Annotated in this window: 15 protein-coding genes; 7 read left to right on the plus strand and 8 right to left on the minus strand. The window is 60.4% G+C overall.

The window, feature by feature from the left end; all coding sequences use genetic code 11:
• Positions 1–2: 2 nt before the first annotated feature.
• The 5 genes from RUGAMON1_RS13805 to RUGAMON1_RS13825 form a co-directional block, all read right to left on the minus strand.
• Positions 3–1952, minus strand: coding sequence for a branched-chain amino acid ABC transporter ATP-binding protein/permease (locus RUGAMON1_RS13805; protein WP_445231048.1), 1950 nt, complete (start codon positions 1950–1952; stop codon positions 3–5).
• A gap of 3 nt (positions 1953–1955) precedes the next feature.
• A complete protein-coding gene (locus RUGAMON1_RS13810) occupies positions 1956–2846 on the minus strand; it encodes a branched-chain amino acid ABC transporter permease (protein WP_008447933.1) in 891 nt (296 codons plus the stop codon).
• 79 nt (positions 2847–2925) lie between these two features.
• Complete coding sequence (locus RUGAMON1_RS13815; RefSeq protein WP_445231049.1) at positions 2926–4083, minus strand: ABC transporter substrate-binding protein; 1158 nt, start codon at positions 4081–4083, stop codon at positions 2926–2928.
• A gap of 186 nt (positions 4084–4269) precedes the next feature.
• A complete protein-coding gene (locus tag RUGAMON1_RS13820; protein WP_445231050.1) occupies positions 4270–4794 on the minus strand; it encodes a tetratricopeptide repeat protein in 525 nt (174 codons plus the stop codon).
• Positions 4795–4805: 11 nt separating this feature from the next.
• On the minus strand, positions 4806–6779 hold the full coding sequence (locus RUGAMON1_RS13825; RefSeq protein ID WP_445231051.1) for a bifunctional 2',3'-cyclic-nucleotide 2'-phosphodiesterase/3'-nucleotidase: 1974 nt from the start codon (positions 6777–6779) through the stop codon (positions 4806–4808).
• 1380 nt (positions 6780–8159) lie between these two features.
• Between RUGAMON1_RS13825 and ltrA the strand changes: the two genes are divergently transcribed.
• From ltrA to RUGAMON1_RS13855, 6 genes are all read left to right on the plus strand, one after another.
• Positions 8160–9860 carry a group II intron reverse transcriptase/maturase gene (gene ltrA, locus RUGAMON1_RS13830; protein ID WP_445231052.1) on the plus strand — a complete coding sequence of 567 codons (1701 nt, stop codon included), beginning with the start codon at positions 8160–8162 and terminating at the stop codon, positions 9858–9860.
• A 119-nt stretch (positions 9861–9979) separates the two neighbouring features.
• Positions 9980–11084, plus strand: a protein-coding gene (prfB, locus tag RUGAMON1_RS13835; protein ID WP_155980344.1) for a peptide chain release factor 2 whose coding sequence is annotated in 2 segments (ribosomal slippage) — positions 9980–10060 and positions 10062–11084 — 1104 coding nt in all. Because the reading frame shifts where the segments join, the coding sequence is not laid out codon by codon here.
• Positions 11084–11764 carry an HAD family hydrolase gene (locus RUGAMON1_RS13840; protein ID WP_445231053.1) on the plus strand — a complete coding sequence of 227 codons (681 nt, stop codon included), beginning with the start codon at positions 11084–11086 and terminating at the stop codon, positions 11762–11764. Before prfB ends, RUGAMON1_RS13840 begins: the two co-directional genes overlap by 1 nt.
• 26 nt (positions 11765–11790) lie before the next feature.
• On the plus strand, positions 11791–13329 hold the full coding sequence (gene lysS, locus RUGAMON1_RS13845) for a lysine--tRNA ligase (protein ID WP_445231054.1): 1539 nt from the start codon (positions 11791–11793) through the stop codon (positions 13327–13329).
• A 258-nt stretch (positions 13330–13587) separates the two neighbouring features.
• Positions 13588–14211 carry a pyridoxamine 5'-phosphate oxidase family protein gene (locus RUGAMON1_RS13850; RefSeq protein WP_445231123.1) on the plus strand — a complete coding sequence of 208 codons (624 nt, stop codon included), beginning with the start codon at positions 13588–13590 and terminating at the stop codon, positions 14209–14211.
• A 189-nt stretch (positions 14212–14400) separates the two neighbouring features.
• A complete protein-coding gene (locus tag RUGAMON1_RS13855) occupies positions 14401–15174 on the plus strand; it encodes a substrate-binding periplasmic protein (protein ID WP_445231055.1) in 774 nt (257 codons plus the stop codon).
• A 135-nt stretch (positions 15175–15309) separates the two neighbouring features.
• Here RUGAMON1_RS13855 and RUGAMON1_RS13860 read toward each other — a convergent pair whose 3' ends face one another.
• Both RUGAMON1_RS13860 and ppnN read right to left on the minus strand, forming a co-directional pair.
• The gene (locus tag RUGAMON1_RS13860) at positions 15310–15786 is read right to left on the minus strand and encodes a DUF3828 domain-containing protein (RefSeq protein WP_445231056.1); all 477 of its coding nucleotides are present in this window, start codon (positions 15784–15786) and stop codon (positions 15310–15312) included.
• A gap of 279 nt (positions 15787–16065) precedes the next feature.
• Positions 16066–17436 carry a nucleotide 5'-monophosphate nucleosidase PpnN gene (ppnN, locus tag RUGAMON1_RS13865; RefSeq protein ID WP_332855835.1) on the minus strand — a complete coding sequence of 457 codons (1371 nt, stop codon included), beginning with the start codon at positions 17434–17436 and terminating at the stop codon, positions 16066–16068.
• A gap of 267 nt (positions 17437–17703) precedes the next feature.
• Between ppnN and RUGAMON1_RS13870 the strand changes: the two genes are divergently transcribed.
• On the plus strand, positions 17704–19203 hold the full coding sequence (locus RUGAMON1_RS13870; RefSeq protein ID WP_445231057.1) for a peptide MFS transporter: 1500 nt from the start codon (positions 17704–17706) through the stop codon (positions 19201–19203).
• A gap of 75 nt (positions 19204–19278) precedes the next feature.
• On the opposite strand, the gene glpD is transcribed toward RUGAMON1_RS13870, so the two are convergent.
• Complete coding sequence (gene glpD, locus RUGAMON1_RS13875) at positions 19279–20823, minus strand: glycerol-3-phosphate dehydrogenase (protein WP_445231058.1); 1545 nt, start codon at positions 20821–20823, stop codon at positions 19279–19281.
• Positions 20824–20831 lie beyond the last annotated feature (8 nt).

The following is a 20831-nucleotide window of genomic DNA, read 5'->3' on the forward strand; positions in this document are numbered from 1 at the left end:
CGTTAATGCGCCGCAGGCGCTTTGGTGCCACCGTGTTCTTCGCCGCTGCCGCCCAGGTAAGCCTCGATCACCTTGGGATCGCTCTGGACCGCGGCCGGCTTGCCTTCGGCGATCTTCTGGCCGAAGTCCAGCACCGTCACCGTGTCCGACAAGGCCATCACCACGTCCATGTGGTGCTCGATCAGGATGATGGTGATGCCGTGGTCGCGGATCTTGCGGATGATCGCCATCAGCTCCTTGATGTCGGGCGCGGTCAGGCCGGCCGCCGGTTCATCGAGCAGCAGCAGGCGCGGACTGAGGCCCAGCGCGCGGCCTATCTCCAGCAGGCGCTGTTTGCCGTACGGGAGATTGCGCGCCTCTTCGTCGGCCATGGCGGTCAGGCCGACGAACTCCAGGATGCTGGCGGCCCGCTCGCGCGCGGCGCGCTCCTCGCGCTTGTAGCGCGGCGTTTGCAGCATCACGTCCAGCACATTCGATTCGAAGGTGTTGTGCAGGCCGACCAGCACATTCTCGGTCGCCGTCATCTCGCCGAACAGCTGCACGTTCTGGAAAGTGCGCGCGACACCACCCAGCGCGATCTCGGACGGCGTGCGGCCGGAGATCACCGCGCCCGCGAACGACACCTTGCCGGCGGTGGGTTTGTAGATCCCGGTCAGCACGTTCATCATGGTGCTCTTGCCGGAGCCGTTAGGGCCGATCAGGCCGTGCACCGATCCCTGCACCACGTCCAGGTCGACCTGGTTGAGCGCCTTCAGGCCGCCGAACTGCATCAGGATCTGGTCGACGCTGAGCAGCGTTTCGCCGGCCGCGCCGCCTTTGGCGCGCGCGAACGGCTCGGCGCCGCCGGCTTGCACCCCTTTGGCGTGCACGGCGCCTTTGCCCACAAGGCTGAACAGGAATCCAACGATGCCGTCCTGCAGATAGTAGACCACGAACAGCGTCATCAAACCGAACACGGTCAGGCGCCAGTCGACGATGTTTTCCAGCTTGTACGAGAACGCCGCCATGCCGATGGTGGCGGCCAGCGGCACCATCACGCCGCGCAGAGTCGAACGTTTTTTCGCCAGCATGAACCCCGCGCCAACCACACCCAGCACGGCGGCGGCGGTGGCGATCTTGCGGAACAGTTCAATATCGGCCAGCAGGCTAGGCAGCATCACCACAATCATCGCGCCGATCAGCGAACCGGAACGGGTCTTGCGGCCGCCCATGATCACCGCCAGCAGGAACAGGATGGTCAGCTCGAAGTTGTAGGTGTTTGGCGAGATGTACTCTTCCGAATATGCATACAGGCTGCCGGCCAGACCGGCAAAGCCGGCGCTGATGATGAAGGCATAGACCTTGTAGCGATACACCGAAACGCCCATGCAGTCGGAGGCGATCGGGCTGTCGCGCAGCGCCTCGAAGGCGCGCCCCAGGTTCGATTTCAAGATGCGGTGCACGACGATCAGCGACACCACCATCAGCGCCGCCACCATGTAGTAGTAGCCGACTTCGCCGAGCTTCTGGCCGATGATGGTGGGCTTGCCGATCTTGATGCCCATCGGGCCTTCGGTGAGGAAGGTCATCTCGTTGATCAGGATCTGGATGATGGTGCCGAAGGCCAGCGTCACCATCGCCAGGTAAGGACCGGTGACGCGCAAGGCCGGCAGCGCGAGGATGGCGCCGAACACCGCGGCGCCGGCCACGCTGGCCGGGATCGCGATCCAGAACGGTGCGCCAAGCTTGAACACCATCACGCCGGTGGCGTAGGAGCCGATGCCGAACAGGCCCGCATGGCCCAGCGATACCTGCCCCGTGTAGCCGACCACGATGTCCAGGCCGAACAGCAGGATCGCGTAGATCAAAATCGTTTCAAACAAATGGATGTAGTACGGATTGGGGATCAGCACCGGATACAGCACCAGCACCGCCAGGCCCAATACGCTCGCCGCGAGGAGTTTCTTATTCATGGGTCAGACCTTTTTGATGGCGGCTTTGCCGAACAGGCCGGACGGCTTGATCGCCAGTACCAGCAAGAGCAGCAGCAATCCCGGTACTTCCTTGTAACCGGTCGAGATGTAGTAGCCGGTCGTGGTCTCGGCGATGCCCAGTATCAGGCCGCCGACGATGGCGCCGACACCGGAGGTCAGGCCGCCGATAATCGCCACCGCGAACGCCTTCAGGCCCAGCGAGGCGCCCATGGTGGCGCCGGTCAGCGTTAATGGCGCCACCAGCACGCCGGCGAATGCCGCCGTGGCCGACGACAGCGCATACGAGAAGGTGATCACCATGCGGGTGTTTATGCCCATCAGGCCGGCCGCGTCGCGGTCGTTGGCGGTGGCCACCACGGCCTTGCCGTAGATCGATTTGCGGTTGAAGATCTCCACCGCCGCCATGATCGCCAGCGCGCCGACGATCACCGCCACCTGCATCGGCTGCACGTTCGCACCCAGCACCTGGAACGGCGTGGAGCTCAGCGGCGACGGGAACGTCAGGTCGTCCTTGCCCCAGATATTCTCGGCCACGTTCTTGAAGATGATGGCCAGCGCGATGGTCGACATGATCCAGCCGAATTCCGACTTGATCTTGATCGCCGGCCGCACGCCTATCCATTCGACGAACATGCCTTGCAGCGCGCCGAACACGATCACCAGGGGGATCATCAGCAGGTAGCTCATGTAAGGCCCGCCGTGGATGGTGCCGACCAGGCTAAGCCCGACCAATGCGCCCAGCATCAGCGACTCCCCCTGGCCGAAATTAAGCGTGCCGGAGGTGGCGAAGGTGAGCTGATAGCCGAACGCGATGACGGCATAGATCATGCCGAGCGCGATACCGCTGAATGCCAGTTGCAGGAAGATTTCCATGATGACCACCACTGTAGGACGACAAGAAAAAGGCCAGGCTTGAATCCTCAAGACTGGCCGGTACCAATGCGGCGCGAGCTTACTTGACCGGCACTACTTTGCCGTCCTTGACTTCGCCGAAGACCGTGATGTCGGCGGTGATCGCCTCGTGGTTGTCTTTGCTGAATGGCTTGCTGTAGGTGGTGACGACGCCGTCAACCTTCTCGTTCAGGCTCTCCAGCGCGGCCTTGACCTTGGGGCCTTCGGTGGAACCGGCCTGCTTGATGGCGGCCGCCAGCAGGTAGATCGAATCGTAGCCCTGTGCCGCCGACACCGCCGAAGGCATGCGGTCGCCTGGCGGATGGTAGGCCTTCACGTAAGCGTCGATGAACGCTTTGCGCTTGGGCGTGGTCGGGTCCTGGATGAAGGTCTGCGGCATGCGGGTGCCGTTGCCGTTCTTGCCGGCGTTGTCGATGAAGTTGGCCATCGACAGCGTCCAGCTGCCGATCAGCGGCACTTTCCAGCCCAGTTTTTCCATGCCGTTGGCGATCTGCGCCAGCTCCGGGCCGATGCCGTAGGTCAGCACCACGTCGGCGCCGGCCTGCTTGGCCTTGAGCAGCTGGGCCGTCATGTCGACGTCCTTCAGATTGTATTTTTCGATGGCGACGGCCTTGATGCCTTTTTTATCCAGCGCTTTTTCCAGGTCCTCGCGACCGAGCTGGCCGTAGTTGGTGGAGTCGGCCAGGATTGCGACCTTCTTGAATTTGCGCGTGTCGATCGCTTCCTGCACGATCATGTGCGACTGGATCGTATCGTTGGCCGAGTTGCGGAAGATGTAGTTCTCAGGCTGGTCGGCGAACTGCTTGGTGACGATGGAGCCGGTGGCGACGTTGTTCATGACCGGGATCTTGGCTTCCTGGTAGAAGCGCTGCGAGGCCAGGGCCACGCCGGTGTTGATGTAGCCGACGGTGGCGGTTACCTTCTCTTTGTTGATCAGTTCCTGGGCGATCTGCACGCCGCGTTCGTTCTTGGCTTCGTCGTCGCGTTCGACCAACTGGATCTGGCGGCCCAGCAGGCCGCCCTTGGCGTTGATCTCCGCCACGGCCAGCTTGACGCCGTCGCGCATCGACACGCCCATCGGCGCGGAACCGCCGGTGAAAGGACCGGCCACGCCGATCTTGATGGGTTCAGCCGCCATCGAGGAAGCCGAGAAACCGAGCGCCATGCCTGCAACGAGCATTTTCAACTTGAAATTCATCTGTGATCTCCTGTTTACAACGTTTTTATGTACTTGTACACGCTGGATAGCCGCACCATCGATGGAACATTGTAGGTTAGTAGATCGGCAGCAGCAACAGATAGATGTGCGGCGTCGCAGCAAGCCAAAAACATGGCCGCCACGTGTAAGCAATCAGTAAGGAAGGTGTGCGCGGAAGCGCCGGAATTACATGCCGGACGTGCGCTGCGCCAGGGCGCGATTGGCGAAACGCATCTGCGTCTCGGACAGCGCTTCGTTGCGGTCGAAGCCCATGGAGCCGTCGCGCAGGCCGATGGCCATCGCCATCACCGCTTCAGGATACTCCAGATCGGCGGCTTTTTCTATCAGTCGGCGCGCGGCCTGCTCATCGCGCTTGACGCCGTCGCCGCTCAGGTAGAGGTTCGCCAGCGCGAACATCGCGGCCGGCATCTGGCGGCTGGCCGCGAACTGCAGCCAGTGCGCCGCGGCCTTGGTGTCGCGCCCGACCGCCATGCCGTTCCGGTACATCATGCCCAGATAGTAGGCGGCCAGCGGATCGCCAGCCTTGGCGGCGGCGCTGAAGATCGAGAATGCTTTCGGCAGGTTGGAGGGGACGCCAACGCCGCCGCGCAGGTACAGGCGCGCTTCATCGACCGGTCCGGCCGCGACGAGGCCTGCGGCGCCCGCGGCCAACACCATCGCCATCAATCTCACCGCCAGCACTTGCTTCATGCGCCCTCCACTCATAACGACAAATCGATGGTGTACAGGGCCAGGCCCTTGCCGCCGCCATCATCCGTTTTAATCTGCGAGACGGCCTTCAGGCCCGCCTCCTTCGCCAGTTCCATCATGTTGGGGGCGGAGTGAAACACCACTGCGCCCTTGGTCGCCACCGGCGCGAAACGCCAGCTGCGCGTCGAGCCGTTGACGGCGCGGGTGACGTTTTTCCGCTGCTGGATATAGGCGATCAGCACATCCCGGCTGGCGTCCGGCGAGGCCAGGATGGTCTTGCTGCCGTCCAGACCAGGGAAGGCGCCGCCACCGCTGGCGCGGTAGTTATTGGTCGCGACCAGGAATTCCTGCGCCGGCGCCATCGCCGCGCCCTTGTACTGCAAGGCCGCGATGCGCTGGCCGACCGGTTTGGTGACGTCGATCCGGTAGCTGACATCGGCGCTGCTCAGCATGTCGAAGTTGAATCCCGGGGTGGCCGTGTTGACCAGCTCCTGCTGCGCGCTATTGGCCGGATCGATGCGGTTGAAGCGTTCCGCCGCCTTTTCCAGCCAGGCTTTCAGGCCGGCGCCGTCCACTTTCACCACGTGCAGCGCGTTCGGGTACAGGTACAGGTCGGCCACGTTGTTCAGGGCCAGGCCGCCGGCCTTGACGTCGGTGTAGTCGCCAGCGCCGGCAGCGCCGGCCTTGAACGGCGACGCCATCGACAGCACCGGCAGCGCCGCGTACTGCGGCAGGTTGGCCTTGACGTAGTTCTGCACGTAGGCGGTCTGCGCCTGGTTGACCACCTCGATGGCGCTGATGTCGCCGACGTCGGCGAAATAGGTCGTCATGCGGAAGTCGCTGGTGCCGACCGGGGTTTTCACGTAGCGGATGGTGGCCTCGTGCTCGGCCGCCACCAGCGGGGCGATGGCCGGATCGCCGGCGACGTAGCTGCCGTCGGCGTTGCGGGTCGAGCGTACTTCGACCGTGGTGCGGCTCTTGTCCACCACCCAGGCCTTGCCGTCGTACTTCAGGCGCAGGCCGATCACACCCAGGTGCTTGCCCCACAGGTTGGCCATCACGGCGGGCACGCCGTAGACGGTGCCCTTGGCCTTGTCCACGTTGGGCAGGCCGAATTCGGGCACCTTGCTGGCCGCATCCGGGAACGGCTGGTGCGAATGGCCGATCATCATCGCGTCCACGCCCGGCACCTGCGCCAGGTAGTAGTTGGCGTTCTCCATCTCCGGCGAGTACGGCGCGCCGTCGAGGCCGCCGTGCGAGATGGCCACCACCAGGTCCGCGCCCTGCGCGCGCATCTGCGGAATGTACTTCTGCGCCGTTTCGCGCACGCCTTCGGCGTAGACTTTACCTTCCAGCCAGTGCTGGTCCCAGGACATGACCACCGTCGGCGCGAAGCCGATGATGCCGACCTTGATCGTCGCCGTCACCGGCTTGCCATCCGGTCCCGTGGCGCTGATCTGGCGCGTCAGGATGCGGTATGGCTCGAACAAGGGCTGTTTGGTTTTGACGCTGTAGATGTTGGCCAGCACGATGGGGAAGTCGGGCCCGGCGCAGCGCGGCGCGTTGGCGGGCACGCCGTCCACATCGAAATGGCTGGCGGTGACCTGGTTCAGGTAGGCCAGGCCGTAATTGAATTCGTGATTGCCGATGCCGCCGCCGTCCACGCCCAACAGGTTCATGGCCTTGTAGATGGCCAGCGGCTGGCCGCAGGCGACCGGCGCGACCAGCGCCTGGTAATCGGCCAGCGCCGTGCCCTGGATGGCGTCGCCGTTATCGAGCAGCAGATTGTTGGGGAATTCGGCGCGCGCCTGTTTGATCAGCGTCGCCGTGCGCTCAAAGCCGATCGACGGATCGGCCTTCAGCTTGTAGTAGTCGTAACTGAGCACGGTCGCGTGCAGGTCGGTGGTTTCCAGCAGCGCCAGCGTGGCCTCGGCGCCCACAGGCGGCCGGACACCCTGCGGCAGACCGGCACAGCCGAGCAACATGGTGGGCAACGCAATGGAAAAGCAGCAAACCGCTGAACGCATGAATTAACTATCTAAAGTTGCAACTTTTTGGCAACGGACCGATGCGCAACATCATACGCAGCGAATTTCCTTGCATCAAGCTACTTAGGACATAGGCGCCATATTTTATGCCTTTTGTGGTAAAAAAGTCAGCATTTCGCGTCTGACGAACTGTCCGGCAAACCGTACGACGCGCGCCCGGCGCCTCGCTGGCTATTTAGCTGGGAGGGAGCGCCCCGGCTAGGGTATAATCGAAGGTTTGGTGCGACATCGTGTCGCGTTCAGAGCATGCTAGGACTCTAGAAACATTCCCAGCCCTTGAAACATCACGCAAATGCGTGATATGTCTCTGATTTATCAGGGATTTAGAGACGGGAACTTCTGTCAAAAACGGAAGCTCTTTGTTGAACACGATTCTTTAGGAATCCATGCAGAAATTCTCCAATTGCAAGTGTGTTTGCAGTTAGGAATGGATTTTGCCGATTCCTGTCTTACGAGACTTAAATCGTGTTCAGAGGCATGCAAAAGTAGGCATTTTCACATCTGCTTACAATTTCTTTATAGCCAGCCTCCTTTCAAGGATAGGTTGCGGCGTCTACTTGCCGCAATCTTAGACTCAGAGCGCAAAGCTCTGTGATGCCTTGTTGTGCTCCATTCAATCCCGACGTTACGATTGGATGCCGCCACAACCGAGTGTACGACCATTCGTCACCTACTCAAGCATGCGTTGCTGGTAACGGCAGGGTGTGAAGCCTTGAGAAAAAATGTACCCCCAGTTTTCTTGGCACTGGATTTGCGCGAGCAAGTCGGTGGACACTGCCAGCAGCAAGGCGGTCGAGGGGCTAGGTGAATGCCGCATGGGCAACGTAAGTGAACTGTCGCTTGAATCCTCGTAACGATTGAAAGGCCCAAGCTGCTGTTGGCCTTAACCAAAAATGGTGCGTGGTTGGTTATCCCTTTCAAACTTAGGGATACGTCGTCATAAACCATCGGGGAATAGACAGGCCCTAAACGGCTAGTCGCGATGCACTCACTGGTCGCGTCGGCATTGCAGGGAACGTGGTAAGTCCGATTTTCCGCCATCGCATCCGGAATCTGGAGGATGGCAGGCGATCCGCAAGGGGAGCTGTCGGAGGAGCGGATAGAGGATGATGGAGAAAGCGAATGCCGGACTGTAATGGCCCGGATAGGGATTCAAGATTTGTCCCAGTCCGAAAGGACGCCCACTTCCATCTGGTGTAATAGTCGTTCAACGGCTGCATCAACTTTAGTAGTTATTTTCAACCGCCCCGAAGGGTCGCTGTCTTCCCTTCGGGGAAGAATTGCGTCCTCGGTGGGCATCACTACCCGAGGTTCAGCATGAGAGTAACTGATCATCAGATCGGTTCTGCGCCCTCGCACGCCCCATTGGAATGGTCTGCCATCAACTGGAGGCTGGTCCAACAGAACGTGAGAGCCATGCAGATTCGATTAACGAAGGCAACGCAGGAAGGCAACTGGCGCAAGGTGAAAGCCTTACAACGGTGGCTGACCCGCTCGTTTTGCGCGAAGGCGCTGGCAGTCAAACGAGTGACCGAAAATCAAGGCAAACGGACGGCGGGAGTCGACCGCGAACTTTGGGAAACACCGCAGCAGAAGTTTGCTGCGGTTGCGCGGTTGAAGACGCGCGGTTATCGACCCTGTGCATTACGCAGGGTCTATATTCCAAAATCGAACGGGAAGATGCGCCCGCTGGGCATCCCCTGCATGATCGACCGCGCCCAGCAGGCGCTGCATTTGCTGGGACTCGATCCGGTTTTGGAATCGGTGAGCGATCCAAATTCATACGGATTCAGGAAAAACCGCTCAACGGCCGATGCGATGTCGCAGATATTTGTCAGACTATCCCAGAAAGCTTCGGCTCAATGGGTATTGGATGCCGATATCGAAGGCTTCTTCGACAACATCAATCACGACTGGATGCTCGGCCATGTCCGGATGGACAGGTCGGTCCTTCGGAAGTGGTTGAAGTGCGGGGTTGTGGACCGCGCGCATATGCTTGCAACGACGGCGGGAACGCCACAGGGAGGCATCATTTCCCCTGCGGCGGCGAACTGGACGCTGAATGGACTGGAAACTGGACTCATCAAACACCTCGGTGCGAAATGGGGCCCGGCCAAGGTTCAGAAGCTCAAAGTCGGTGTTATCAGGTACGCGGACGACTTTGTTATTACGGGTGCTTCAAAAGAGCTCCTTGAAAACGAGGTAAGGCCATGGGTAGAGGCATTCCTTGCGGAGCGGGGACTGCGACTTGCCCTGGCCAAAACCAAAGTTGTGCACATTGACGAGGGCTTTGACTTCCTCGGGTGGAATTTCCGAAAATACTCCGGAACCCTACTCATCAAGCCTAGTAAAAAGAACGTGAAGACGTTCTATGAAAAGCTGAGGACGGTCATCGGCAGCAGCATCAGTGAAAAACAGGAGGATTTGATCAACCTGCTCAATCCGATGCTGCGGGGCTGGGCGCAATATCACAGCCCGGTCGTCGCCAAGGAGACGTTTTCGCGCATCGACACGCTGTTGTACTGGCGGTTGGTGCGCTGGGCCAAACGCAGGCATCCAAACAAGAGCACGGAGTGGATACGCTGGAAATATTGGCGATCAATCGGTGACCGGGCTTGGGTGTTTGCCGCAGGAGTAAGCAGAAAAGATGGCAGTCGCGGCTGGATGGAACTGTACTCTTTATCAAGTACGCCCATTGAACGCCACAAGAAAATTAAGGGCGCTTATCACCCTTATGACCCAAATTGGGAGATGTACGGCGAGCTTCTTCAGCAGGAACGCATGCTCAATAAGATGCGGTACCGCACTGAATGGGTTAAACTATACGTTTCCCAACGAGGTATGTGCGCGCTATGCGGGTGCGCGATGGATATGGACACCGGATGGCATGACCACCACATAGTACACCGTGTGGACGGCGGCTCCGATGTTCTTGGAAATCGCGTTCTATTGCATCCAAACTGCCATACCCAGGTTCACAGCCTGAAGTTGAAAGTTGTGAAACCGGCCTCTGAATAGAGGCTTTTATTATGCTTGAGCCGTGTGCGGTGAAAGTCGCATGCACGGTTCTTAGGGGGGAGAGAGTCCGGTAACGGGTCTCTCCTACCCTACATTTCAGCCTTAGAAAAGAAGAAAACATGGAAGCCGAACGCATCAACGCCCTCTCCGCCCTGCTCGCCGATATGACCTCGCGCGAAGCCGAACTACGGAGGTATCTTTGACTTCGATAAAAAGTCAGAGAAACTCGAACAAGTAAACGAAGAACTGGAAGACCCGACGGTCTGGAACGACCCGAAAAAGGCCCAGGATCTCGGCAAGGAAAAGAAATCGCTCGAAGCCATCGTCTTCGCGCTGACCAAGGCCGACACCGACCTCAAAGACATGGGCGACCTGTTCGCCATGGCCAAGGAAGAAGGCGACGACGACACGCTCGAAGCGCTGATCGTCGACGCCGAGGAAGTCCGCAAGGTCATCGAAGGCATGGAGTTCCGCCGGATGTTCAACAATCCGATGGACCCGAACAACTGCTTCATCGACATCCAGGCCGGCGCCGGCGGCACCGAGGCCCAGGACTGGGCGTCGATGCTGCTGCGCCAGTACGTGCGCTACGCGGAACGCAAGGGCTTCAAGGTCGAAGTCATGGAACAATCCGACGGCGAGGTGGCCGGCATCAAGACCGCCACCATCAAGGTCGAAGGCGACTACGCCTACGGCTACCTGCGTACCGAGACCGGCGTGCACCGCCTGGTGCGCAAGTCGCCGTTCGACTCGGCCAACGGCCGCCATACCTCGTTCACGTCGCTGTTCGTGTACCCGGAAGTGGATGACTCGATCGACATCGAGATCAACCCTGCCGACCTGCGCATCGATACCTACCGCGCGTCCGGCGCCGGTGGTCAGCACATTAACAAAACCGACTCCGCGGTGCGCCTGACGCACGGCCCGTCCGGCATCGTCGTCCAGTGCCAGAACGACCGCTCGCAGCACCGCAACAAGGCCGAGGCGATGGAAATGCTGAAGGCGAAGCTGTACGAGATGGAACTGCGCAAGCGCATGAGCGAGCAGCAGAAGCTGGAAGACTCCAAGACCGACGTCGGCTGGGGCCACCAGATCCGCTCCTATGTGCTGGACCAGTCCCGCATCAAGGACCTGCGCACCAACTTCGAGACCGGCAACACCAAGGGCGTGCTGGACGGCGACCTGGACGACTTCATCTCGGCATCCCTGAAACAAGGCGTTTAATGAGCTCCTCGCATTCGCAGCGCGCGTTCATCTTCGACATGGACGGCACCATCGTCGACAACATGGCCTTCCACACCAAATCGTGGCTGGCCTTCTTCGCCCGTCGCGGCCACGAGGTCGACGCGGAAGACTTCTTCCGCGCCACGGCCGGCCGCCAGAGTCATGAAATCATGAACACCTACCTTGACCAGCAAATGACCAAGGAAGAAAGCGCCGCGCTCGATTTCGAGAAAGAGTCGCTGTACCGCGAGCTGTACGCGCCGCACCTGGCGACGGTCGACGGCTTCGAGGCCTTCATCGCCCGCGCCAAAAGTGCTGGCGTCAAGCTGGCCGTGGCCACCGCCGCGCCGACCGAAAACATCGACTTCACGCTCGACGGCCTGGACCTGCGCAAGCAGTTCGACGCCATCGCCGGCGCCGCCGACGTCGCACGCGGCAAGCCCGAACCGGACGTGTTCCTGCTGGCGGCCGAGCGCAGCGGCGCTCTGCCCGTCAACAGCATCGTGTTCGAAGACGCGCCGCTGGGCGTGGAAGCGGCGCGCCGCGCCGGCATGCGCGCGGTGGTGCTGACCACCACCCTGCCGGCCGAAGCGTTCGCCGAATTCGACAACGTCATCGCCGTCGTGCGCAACTTCAGCGAACTGGATGTCGAAGAACTCTTCGCCGCCGCAATTAACTAATCATCACCTCAACAAAAGAACAGACCATGACTACGGATCTTCAAGAACAAGCAGGCAACGCCACCCCGCCCGACGAAAACAAGATCATCGCCGAGCGCCGCGCCAAGCTGGCCGCCATCCGCGAACAAGGCATCGCCTTCCCGAACGACTTCAAGCCTCAGCATAAAGCCGCCGACCTGCACGTGCAGTACGGCGAGAAGTCGCGCGAAGAGCTGGAAGCCGCCCCCGTGACCGTGGTGCTGGCCGGCCGCATGATGCTCAAGCGCGAAGCCGGCAAGAAAGCCGCTTTCGCCACCTTGCAGGATTCGTCGGGGCCCAAGGCCGACGGCCGCATCCAGATCTACGCCACGCTGGACCTGACCGGCGAAGCCGCCATGGCCGCGCTGCACCACTACGACCTAGGCGACATCCTGGGCGTGGTCGGCACGCTGTTCAAGACCAAGACCGACGAACTGACCATCAAGGTCACGGAACTGCGCCTGATCACCAAGTCGCTGCGCCCGCTGCCGGACAAATTCCACGGCCTGGCAGACCAGGAAACCAAGTACCGCCAGCGCTACGTGGACCTGATCATGAACGAAGAGACGCGCCGCACCTTCAAGGCGCGTACCGCAGCGATTTCGTCGATGCGCCGCTTCATGGAAAAGAACGAGTTCATGGAAGTGGAAACGCCGATGCTGCACGCCATTCCGGGCGGCGCCGCGGCCAAGCCTTTCATCACCCACCACAACGCGCTGGACATGCAGATGTTCCTGCGTATCGCGCCCGAGCTGTACCTGAAGCGCCTGGTGGTCGGCGGCTTCGACCGCGTGTTCGAGATCAACCGCAACTTCCGCAACGAGGGCGTGTCGATCCGTCACAACCCTGAATTCACGATGATGGAGTTCTACGCGGCCTACACCGACTACACCTGGATCATGAACTTCACCGAGGAGATCATCCGCCAGGCCGCCGTCGATGCGCACGGCACCGCGACGCTGACCTACGGCGGCCGCGAGCTGGATCTGGCCAAGCCGTTCCACCGCCTGACCATCGTCGATGCGATCAACAAGTACGCGCCGGGCTACACGCCGGAGCAGCTGACGGATGTGGAATTCATCAAGAAGGAACTGCTGAAGTTCGGCGTCAAGCCGTTCGCCACCGCCGGCCTGGGCGCGCTGCAACTGGCGCTGTTCGAGGAAACCGCCGAGGCGCAGCTGTGGGAACCGACCTTCATCATCGACTATCCAGTCGAAGTGTCGCCGCTGGCGCGCGCGTCGGACGACCGCGAAGGCATCACCGAGCGCTTCGAGCTGTTCATGGTCGGCCGCGAGATCGCCAACGGCTTCTCCGAGTTGAACGATGCGGAAGACCAGTCGGCCCGCTTCCTGTCGCAGGTGGCGGCCAAGGATGCAGGCGATGAAGAGGCGATGTTCTACGACGCCGACTACATCCGCGCGCTGGAATACGGCATGCCGCCAGCCGGCGGTTGCGGCATCGGCATCGATCGCCTGATGATGATCATCACCGACTCGCCGAACATCCGCGACGTGTTGCTGTTCCCGCACTTGCGCCGCGAAGAGTAATCAAGCAAAAGCCGCTCGTTGAGCGGCTTTTTTTTCACCGGGATTGAAGAAAGCGCCGGGACCTGAGGTTCGGGCATTCTTTTCGGCCACAGCGCGGCCGCCATTTACACCCTGATCGGGACGGCCAAGCTCAACGGTGTGGACCCCGAAGCCTGATGTGCTCGGGTAAAATCGACATCCAGGCAGCCGTCAGTAGCGATCGCCGGAGGTCTCTTGTGACCGCAAGAGCCCATCAATCAGCATAGGGAGTAGAGCTTGATCCAGCTTGACAGACAAATCGTTTCGGATATCGCTGCGCTTGAAGGGATTTACGGAATGCCAGCCGCAGCGTCGATAAAAAAAGAAGTGGGATACATTCATCCGCACTATCGAAAATTCATCGAGGCGGCGCCGTTTGCCCTCCTGGCAACAAGCGGATCGGACGGCCTCGATGTGTCTCCCCGAGGTGACCCCGCTGGTTTTGTCCGGGTCCACGACGAATTTACCTTGCTCCTTCCCGATCGGCGCGGGAACAATCGCATAGACAGTCTGCGGAATGTCCTGCACGATTCCCGGGTCTCTCTCATCTTTTTGATACCAGGGATTGGAGAAACGTTGCGGGTCAACGGTGCTGCATCGATTCAAGTCGATCCGGGTTTGCTGTCAACCTTCAGTATCGACGGCAAATCGCCGCTTTCCGTATTGGTCGTGAAAGTCAACGCGGTGTTTTTCCAGTGCTCACGCGCGATACTTCGTTCACATCTCTGGGACCCGTCCAAGCATCGGGATCGTGGGGATTTGCCGAGCCCTGGGACAATCTTGGGGGATTTGAGTAATGACGAAATTGACGGCTCAAAATATGATGCCGATTTGCCCGGGCGTTTATCAACAACTCTTTATTGATCTCGGCAGCGTCGCTGACTCTTACACTTAGTGCCGATTTGTCCCGGCATTTTGTGTGATGCCAGCATCGCTTGAATTGCCGAGCGGCTCAAGACGGTGTTAGGGCGACTCTTTGCCGGTAATTCTCGACCGGCCCCAGGAAAGCGAGTAATCTCCGAAGAAGTCACTATTTCATGGAAAGGAAGCGACATGGCTTGTCGCAACTCGCTGCGCTATCTGCATGCAGCGCTGCTTTTTGCCGCGTGCGCAGCTGCGCGGGCGACCGACACCATCACGCTTTACACTGAGGAATACCCGCCCTTCAATTGGGCCGACAAGACCAGCCGCGCCGCCACCGGGCTGTCCACCGACATTATCCTGGAGCTGATGCGGCGAGCCGAATTGCCCGTCACCGCGCCAGCCCTGATGCCGTGGGCACGCGCCATGGCGCTGACCACCAAGAACGCCAACAGCTGCCTGTTCTCGATGGCGCGCACGCCGGAGCGCGAGACCAGCTTCACCTGGGTGGGCCCAGTGGGCCGCAATGAATGGGTGATGTACGCGCGCGCCGAGGACCATATTCATCTCAACAGCCTGGAGGACGCCCGGCCCTACACCGTCGGCACCATCATCGGCGACGCGATGGTGCCGCTGCTGCGCGCGAACCAGCTCAATCTCAGCATGGTCCCCTACAACCGCACCAACGCGCCCAAGCTGAAGATGCAGCGCATCCAATTGTGGTCGGAAGGACGTCTGCCAGGGCTATACATCATGAATGAAATGGGCATCACCGGCATGGAAGCGGTGCTGACGTTCGCCCACTACGATATGTACCTGGCCTGTAACAAAGGCATGGACTCCAACGAGGTGGCCCGTCTGAACACACTGCTGCGCGCCATGTACCGCGACGGCACGGTCAAGCGCATCTACGGCAGCTACGGCTTCGACAACTTCGCGCCCCGCGCCGAACAAGTCGCGAAGTGAGTCCCTCCGCGCAGCGCCATGGCCTGGGTTCCCATTTGCACTTGTCGTCGTGTTTGGTGGGGCGGCGATATCAGCCACGGCACTTTTTTCGGGCCATCTAAATCTTTTGTTGCTTTAGGTACTGCCCCCGCCCCTTCATCTAACGACGTTTAAAAGTTGGACACTTCGAATTTTCCAAATCCCACCTTCCCTGACCAGGGCAATGGAAAACCTACGACGGCTTTCACCGGTCGCCCCAAGCTGTAGCGCCGCTCGCGCCTTTTCGCCGTCGACTGTAGCTTTGTCAACGACTACGCTCCGCTCCCAATCATCGAGATAGTCCTGCGCTTTGATAAAGTAGTCCTCTTCCATTCCCTCATCGCTGCGCATCCGCTTTTCGAGTTCGCGCACCAGCGAACGAGAGACATACTTCGATATCTCCTTTCGGTCGTCAGACAGCGGTTCGCGACCAGCGGCCAGCGAACGCAAGTACCATTCGTAAAACGCGGATACCGTCTGCTCGGCTGGCTGTGAAGTGTTCGCCAGCGCATGATTCCAACAGATGAACAATGCCACAAGCACCGAGAATGCAATGGCCTGGAATTTCCTAAAATAGCAGAATGGCGTTTTCATGGGTGACGGTAGATCGCAAATGCGGGTTTCAATTTGCGATACTGGCTGACCGTGCGTGCTTATCGAGATAGGTCACCGCAACTTTCTTGTCCCACATAGAGCCTCCTCATCATAAACACCACCCACCCCACACAATCGGAGCAGATGATAAGTTGGAAGGTCCAAGGTAACCGCAGGTAAAAGTCGCGCTATGAAGTTGCTCAAAGTAATGTGCGGACTTGCATCGTCACTTGAAATTGTCCGGCGTCCGCGCCAGCTGCGCGCGGACGCCGGCTGGTGTTACTGGATCACGCGATAGCAAGGCGTGTACTGCTTGCCCGCCAATTTCATGCGATGCTGCGCGACGAACGACGCCAGCAGCGCATCCATCGGTCCCATGATCTCCTTGTCGCCGTGGATTTCAAAGTGGCCGAACTTCTCGATAGCGCGGATGCCTTCGTCCTTGACGTTCCCCGCCACCACACCCGAAAACGCCCGGCGCAGATTGGCCGCCAGCAGGTGCACTTCCTGGTTCTTGTGCAGGCTCAGGTTGCGCATGTTCTCGTGCGTCGGCGCGAATGGATGCTGGAACTCAGGGTCGATCTTCAGGCCCCAATTGTAGTAGTAGGCATCGCTGCGGGATTTGCGGAACTCGCGCACCTGCTTGATCCCCGCCTGCATCTCGCGCGCCACCAGCTCAGGATCGTCGATGATGATCTTGTAGCGCTGCTGCGCCTCGGGACCCAGCGTATCGTGGATGAACTGGTTGATCTGCACGAAGTACTCGCGCGACGTCTCCGGTCCGGTGAACACCAGCGGGAACGGAATGTCGGCATTATCCGGATGCAGCAGGATGCCCAATATATAGAGGATCTCCTCGGCCGTCCCGGCGCCGCCGGGGAACACGACGATGCCATGCCCCGAGCGCACGAACGCTTCCAGGCGCTTCTCGATATCCGGCATGATCACCAGTTCATTGACGATCGGGTTAGGCGACTCGGCCGCGATGATGCCCGGCTCCGAGATGCCCAGGTAGCGCCCCTTGTGCAAACGCTGCTTGGCGTGGCCGATGGTGGCGCCCTTCATCGGGCCCTTCATCGCGCCGGGCCCGCAGCCGGTGCAGATATCCAGGTCGCGCAAGCCCATTTGATAACCGACTTCCTTCGAGTAGTTGTACTCGGCGCGGTTGATCGAATGCCCTCCCCAGCACACCACCAGGTTGGGATTCAACATAGGTTTGAGCACCCCGGCGTTGCGCAGGATGTGGAACACCGAATCGGTGATGCCTTCGGTGCTGCCCATGTCGAACTTCGGATTGTCCGTCACCTCGTTGCTGACGAAGACGATATCGCGCAGCACCGCGAACAGGTGCTCGTGGATGCCCTTGATCATTTTGCCGTCGACGAAGGCGATCGCCGGCGCTCCCTTGATATCGAGCTTGATGCCGCGTTCGCGCTGCACAATGCTGATCTCAAATGACTTGTATCGTTCCAGCAGTTCCTTTCCATCGTCGATAGTGCTGCCGCAATTGAGCACGGCCAGTGCGCAATTGCGGAAGATGTTATAGAGACCGCCCTGGCTAGTGTCGAGCAGCTTGTTTACTTCCGCCTTCGAAAGCACTTCCAACTGGCCTTCGGGCGAAATCAGGGTATCGACAACGTCATGTTCCATGATGCGAAAATCCTTATTCAAATTCGATGCATTTCGATGCATTACAGGTAAGCCTGCAGTGCCAATATACGACAAACCGGCACTTTATGGGGCGGAGAATGGCATAGCAGGATTGTGCATATTTATTAGCACAAAAGACATAACTTTGCAGGCGGACCATCAAAATGTACGAGCGGAGCGATTTGTAGATTAAAATGGCGCCCAATTTGGCTCCCCACAAGGGAACCTGAGACACTTTTCATAGATCATAAAATTAGGAGAAGCCGCATGAGCGGTGCTACCACCACCAATACGGAAGTCGTTATTCCCGAATTCAAGCAGATCATGGGTCACCCTGCTCCGCTGTGGATGTTGTTCATGACCGAGTTCTGGGAACGTTTCGCGTTCTACGGCATACGTTGGGCCCTGGTGCTCTACGTCGTGGCCCAGTTCTACAACGGCGACGCTACCGGTGAGGCCCCAGCGAACCTGATATACGGCTCCTACCTGGCGCTGGTCTATGCCGCCGCGCTGTTCGGCGGCTACGTGGCCGATCGTGTCCTCGGCTACCAGCGCTCGATCCTGATCGGCGCGACCTTCATGGCGGCCGGCCTGTTCATGATCGCCTTCCCCGACCAGACGGTATTCCAGCTTGGCCTGGCCACCATCATCGTCGGCAACGGCATGTTCAAACCGAACATCTCGACCATGGTCGGCAAGCTGTATGGCGCCGCCGACACCCGCCGCGATTCCGGCTTCACCATCTTCTACATGGGTATCAACTCCGGCGCGCTGGTCGCACCGGTGCTGACCGAATGGCTGGCCACCACCATCTTCGGCGCCCACGGCATGCCTGCTTACAAAGTGGTGTTCATGTCCGCCGGCTTCGGCATGCTGATCTCCCTGGTGTGGTTCTTCATCGGCCGCCGCAACCTGAAAGGCATCGGCGCACCAGACGCATCGAACACCGATCCGAAGCGCATGATCTACGTGGCACTGGGCTCGCTGTGCGTGATCCCGGTCGTGTACTTCCTGCTGGCCGCCGGCGCGCAGAACCTGCAAATAGTGCTGTCCGTGCTGTTCGTTCTGCTGTCGGTGATGCTGCTGATCGAAGGCGTCAAGAACGGCAAGGTCGCCCGCGACAAGGTCATCGCCATGCTGCTGATCTTCTTCTTCAATATCATGTTCTGGATGTTCTTCGAACAGGCAGGCAGCTCGTTCACCTTCCTGGCCGATAAGATCGTCGACCGCCAGATGTTCAACTGGACCTTCCCTGTGGCCTGGTTCCAGATCTTTAACTCGCTGGCCATCATCGGCTTCGCGCCGATCATCGCCTTCATCTGGGTCGCCATGCGCAGTAAAAACCCATCGATTCCGCGTAAATTCGGCCTGGGCCTGCTGTTCAACGGCGCCGCCTTCGCGCTGCTGATGTTCGCGCTGTCGATGCTGGTCAATGCCGACAACAAGATCCCGTTCTGGCCTTTGGTCATGGTCTACACGCTGCAATCGATCGGTGAGCTGTGCCTGTCGCCTATCGGCCTGTCGATGGTGACCAAGCTGGCGCCTACCCGCCTGGTGGGCCTGGGCATGGGCGGCTGGTTCCTGTCCACCGGCATCGGCAACAACCTGTCGGGCATCTTCGCTTCGGCGGTCAGCGGCGAAACCGGCATGTCGGTGTCGTCCGCGCTGGTCGGCTACAGCTACGGCTTCTATGCCCTGGCCGCCGCCGGCGTACTGCTGTTCCTGATCGCACCGCTGATCCAGAAGCTGATGCACGGCGTGAAGTAAGCGCTCCAGCTCCAATAAAAAACCACCGGCACGGAGCGCGATCTTGAGCGCGCTCTGGCCGGTGGTTTTTTTATTTCATGCCGCTTGCTTGTACTGGAACGGGTGCTCAGCCAGCCATGCTTGCAGCTTGTCGCCGGTGTCCTGCGGCAGGTGCAGGCCAAGCTTGGAGCGCCGCCACAGGATGTCCTGCGCGGTGCGCGCCCATTCGTAGCGGCGCAGGTACTCCACTTCCGCCGCGTACAGGCCCGGCGCGATCTCCTCGCCCATCTCGGCGACGCCTTCCTTCTGGCCGAGCAGCGTGTGGATGCGGGTGCCGTAGGCGCGGGCGTAGCGCGCCACCAGCAGCGGCGGCAGCCAGCTGTATCGGCCCTGTATATTGCGCACCCAGGTGTCGAATTCCAGCACCGAGCGATTCTGCGGCTCGGCGCCATACGGGTCGCCGCCCGGCAGGCAGGCGTTGTGGGTCCAGGCGCCGTGGCGGTTGTTCAGCGCTTTGGCGATCAGGTCGACCGCCTCCTCCGCCAGTTTGCGGAAGGTGGTGATCTTGCCGCCGAAGACGCTCAACATCGGCGGGCCGTCGCTGTCGACCTCCAGCCGGTAGTCGCGCGTGACGGCCTTGGCGTCGGCGCCGTCCTCCACCAGCGGCCGCACGCCCGAATAGGTCCACACCACATCGGCCGGCACGATAGGCTTGACGAAGTACTGGCTGGCCAGCTCGCACAGGTAGCCGATTTCGTCGTCGCTGATGGCGACCTGGTTGGCGTCGCCGCGGTAATCGAGGTCGGTGGTGCCGATCAGCGTGAAGTCGCGCTCATAGGGAATCGCGAACACGATGCGGCCGTCCGGGTGCTGGAAGATGTAGGCATTGTCATGCTCGAAGATGCGCTTGACGATGATATGGCTGCCCTTGATCAGCCGCAGATTGCCGCCGCCCTCTTTCGGCAACGTGGCGTGCAGCAGGCTGGCGGTCCACGGCCCGGCCGCGTTGACCACATAGCGCGCATTGACGCGGACATCGCCGCAACCGCTCTTGTGCAGATCCGCTTGCCAACCGTCCGCCTTGCGCGTCAATGCGTTGCACACGGTCCGGGTCAGGATGGTGGCGCCTTTTTCGCAGGCGTCGATGGCGTTCAGCACCACCAGCCGGGCGTCGTCCACCCAGCCGTCGGAATAGATAAAGCCGCGCTGGAACTCGGGCTTGAGCGGCTTGCCCGCCGCGTGCGTGCGCAGGTTGATGCCGGCCGATGCGGGCAGCAGCTCGCGCTTGGCCAGCAGGTCGTACAGCATCAGGCCGGCCCGTATCATCAGCGCCGGGCGCTGGCCGGGCGCATGCGGCATCACGAAGCGCAGCGGCCACATGATGTGCGGCGCGGCGCGCAGCAGCACCTCGCGCTCGATCAAGGCCTTGCGCACCAGATTGAACTCGTAATACTCCAGATAACGCAGGCCGCCGTGGATCAGCTTGGTGGAGGCCGACGAGGTGTGCGAGGCCAGGTCGTCCTTTTCGCACAACACCACCGATAAGCCCCGCCCCGCCGCATCGCGCGCAATGCCGGCGCCATTGATGCCGCCTCCTACGATCAGGATGTCGCAATCGAGAGTGTGCTGCGGTTCCGCCATGTCTTCCC

The organism is Duganella rhizosphaerae (assembly GCF_040364205.1).
GTDB classification, from domain to species: domain Bacteria; phylum Pseudomonadota; class Gammaproteobacteria; order Burkholderiales; family Burkholderiaceae_D; genus Rugamonas; species Rugamonas rhizosphaerae.

Coding starts and splice junctions, on each gene's coding strand:
- RUGAMON1_RS13805 (WP_445231048.1), bottom strand. CDS start 1,952: ATGAATAAGAAACTCCTCGCGGCGAGCGTATTGGGCCTGGCGGTGCTG.
- RUGAMON1_RS13810 (WP_008447933.1), bottom strand. CDS start 2,846: ATGGAAATCTTCCTGCAACTGGCATTCAGCGGTATCGCGCTCGGCATG.
- RUGAMON1_RS13815 (WP_445231049.1), bottom strand. CDS start 4,083: ATGAATTTCAAGTTGAAAATGCTCGTTGCAGGCATGGCGCTCGGTTTC.
- RUGAMON1_RS13820 (WP_445231050.1), bottom strand. CDS start 4,794: ATGAAGCAAGTGCTGGCGGTGAGATTGATGGCGATGGTGTTGGCCGCG.
- RUGAMON1_RS13825 (WP_445231051.1), bottom strand. CDS start 6,779: ATGTTGCTCGGCTGTGCCGGTCTGCCGCAGGGTGTCCGGCCGCCTGTG.
- ltrA (WP_445231052.1), top strand. CDS start 8,160: ATGAGAGTAACTGATCATCAGATCGGTTCTGCGCCCTCGCACGCCCCA.
- RUGAMON1_RS13840 (WP_445231053.1), top strand. CDS start 11,084: ATGAGCTCCTCGCATTCGCAGCGCGCGTTCATCTTCGACATGGACGGC.
- lysS (WP_445231054.1), top strand. CDS start 11,791: ATGACTACGGATCTTCAAGAACAAGCAGGCAACGCCACCCCGCCCGAC.
- RUGAMON1_RS13855 (WP_445231055.1), top strand. CDS start 14,401: ATGGCTTGTCGCAACTCGCTGCGCTATCTGCATGCAGCGCTGCTTTTT.
- RUGAMON1_RS13860 (WP_445231056.1), bottom strand. CDS start 15,786: ATGAAAACGCCATTCTGCTATTTTAGGAAATTCCAGGCCATTGCATTC.
- ppnN (WP_332855835.1), bottom strand. CDS start 17,436: ATGGAACATGACGTTGTCGATACCCTGATTTCGCCCGAAGGCCAGTTG.
- RUGAMON1_RS13870 (WP_445231057.1), top strand. CDS start 17,704: ATGAGCGGTGCTACCACCACCAATACGGAAGTCGTTATTCCCGAATTC.
- glpD (WP_445231058.1), bottom strand. CDS start 20,823: ATGGCGGAACCGCAGCACACTCTCGATTGCGACATCCTGATCGTAGGA.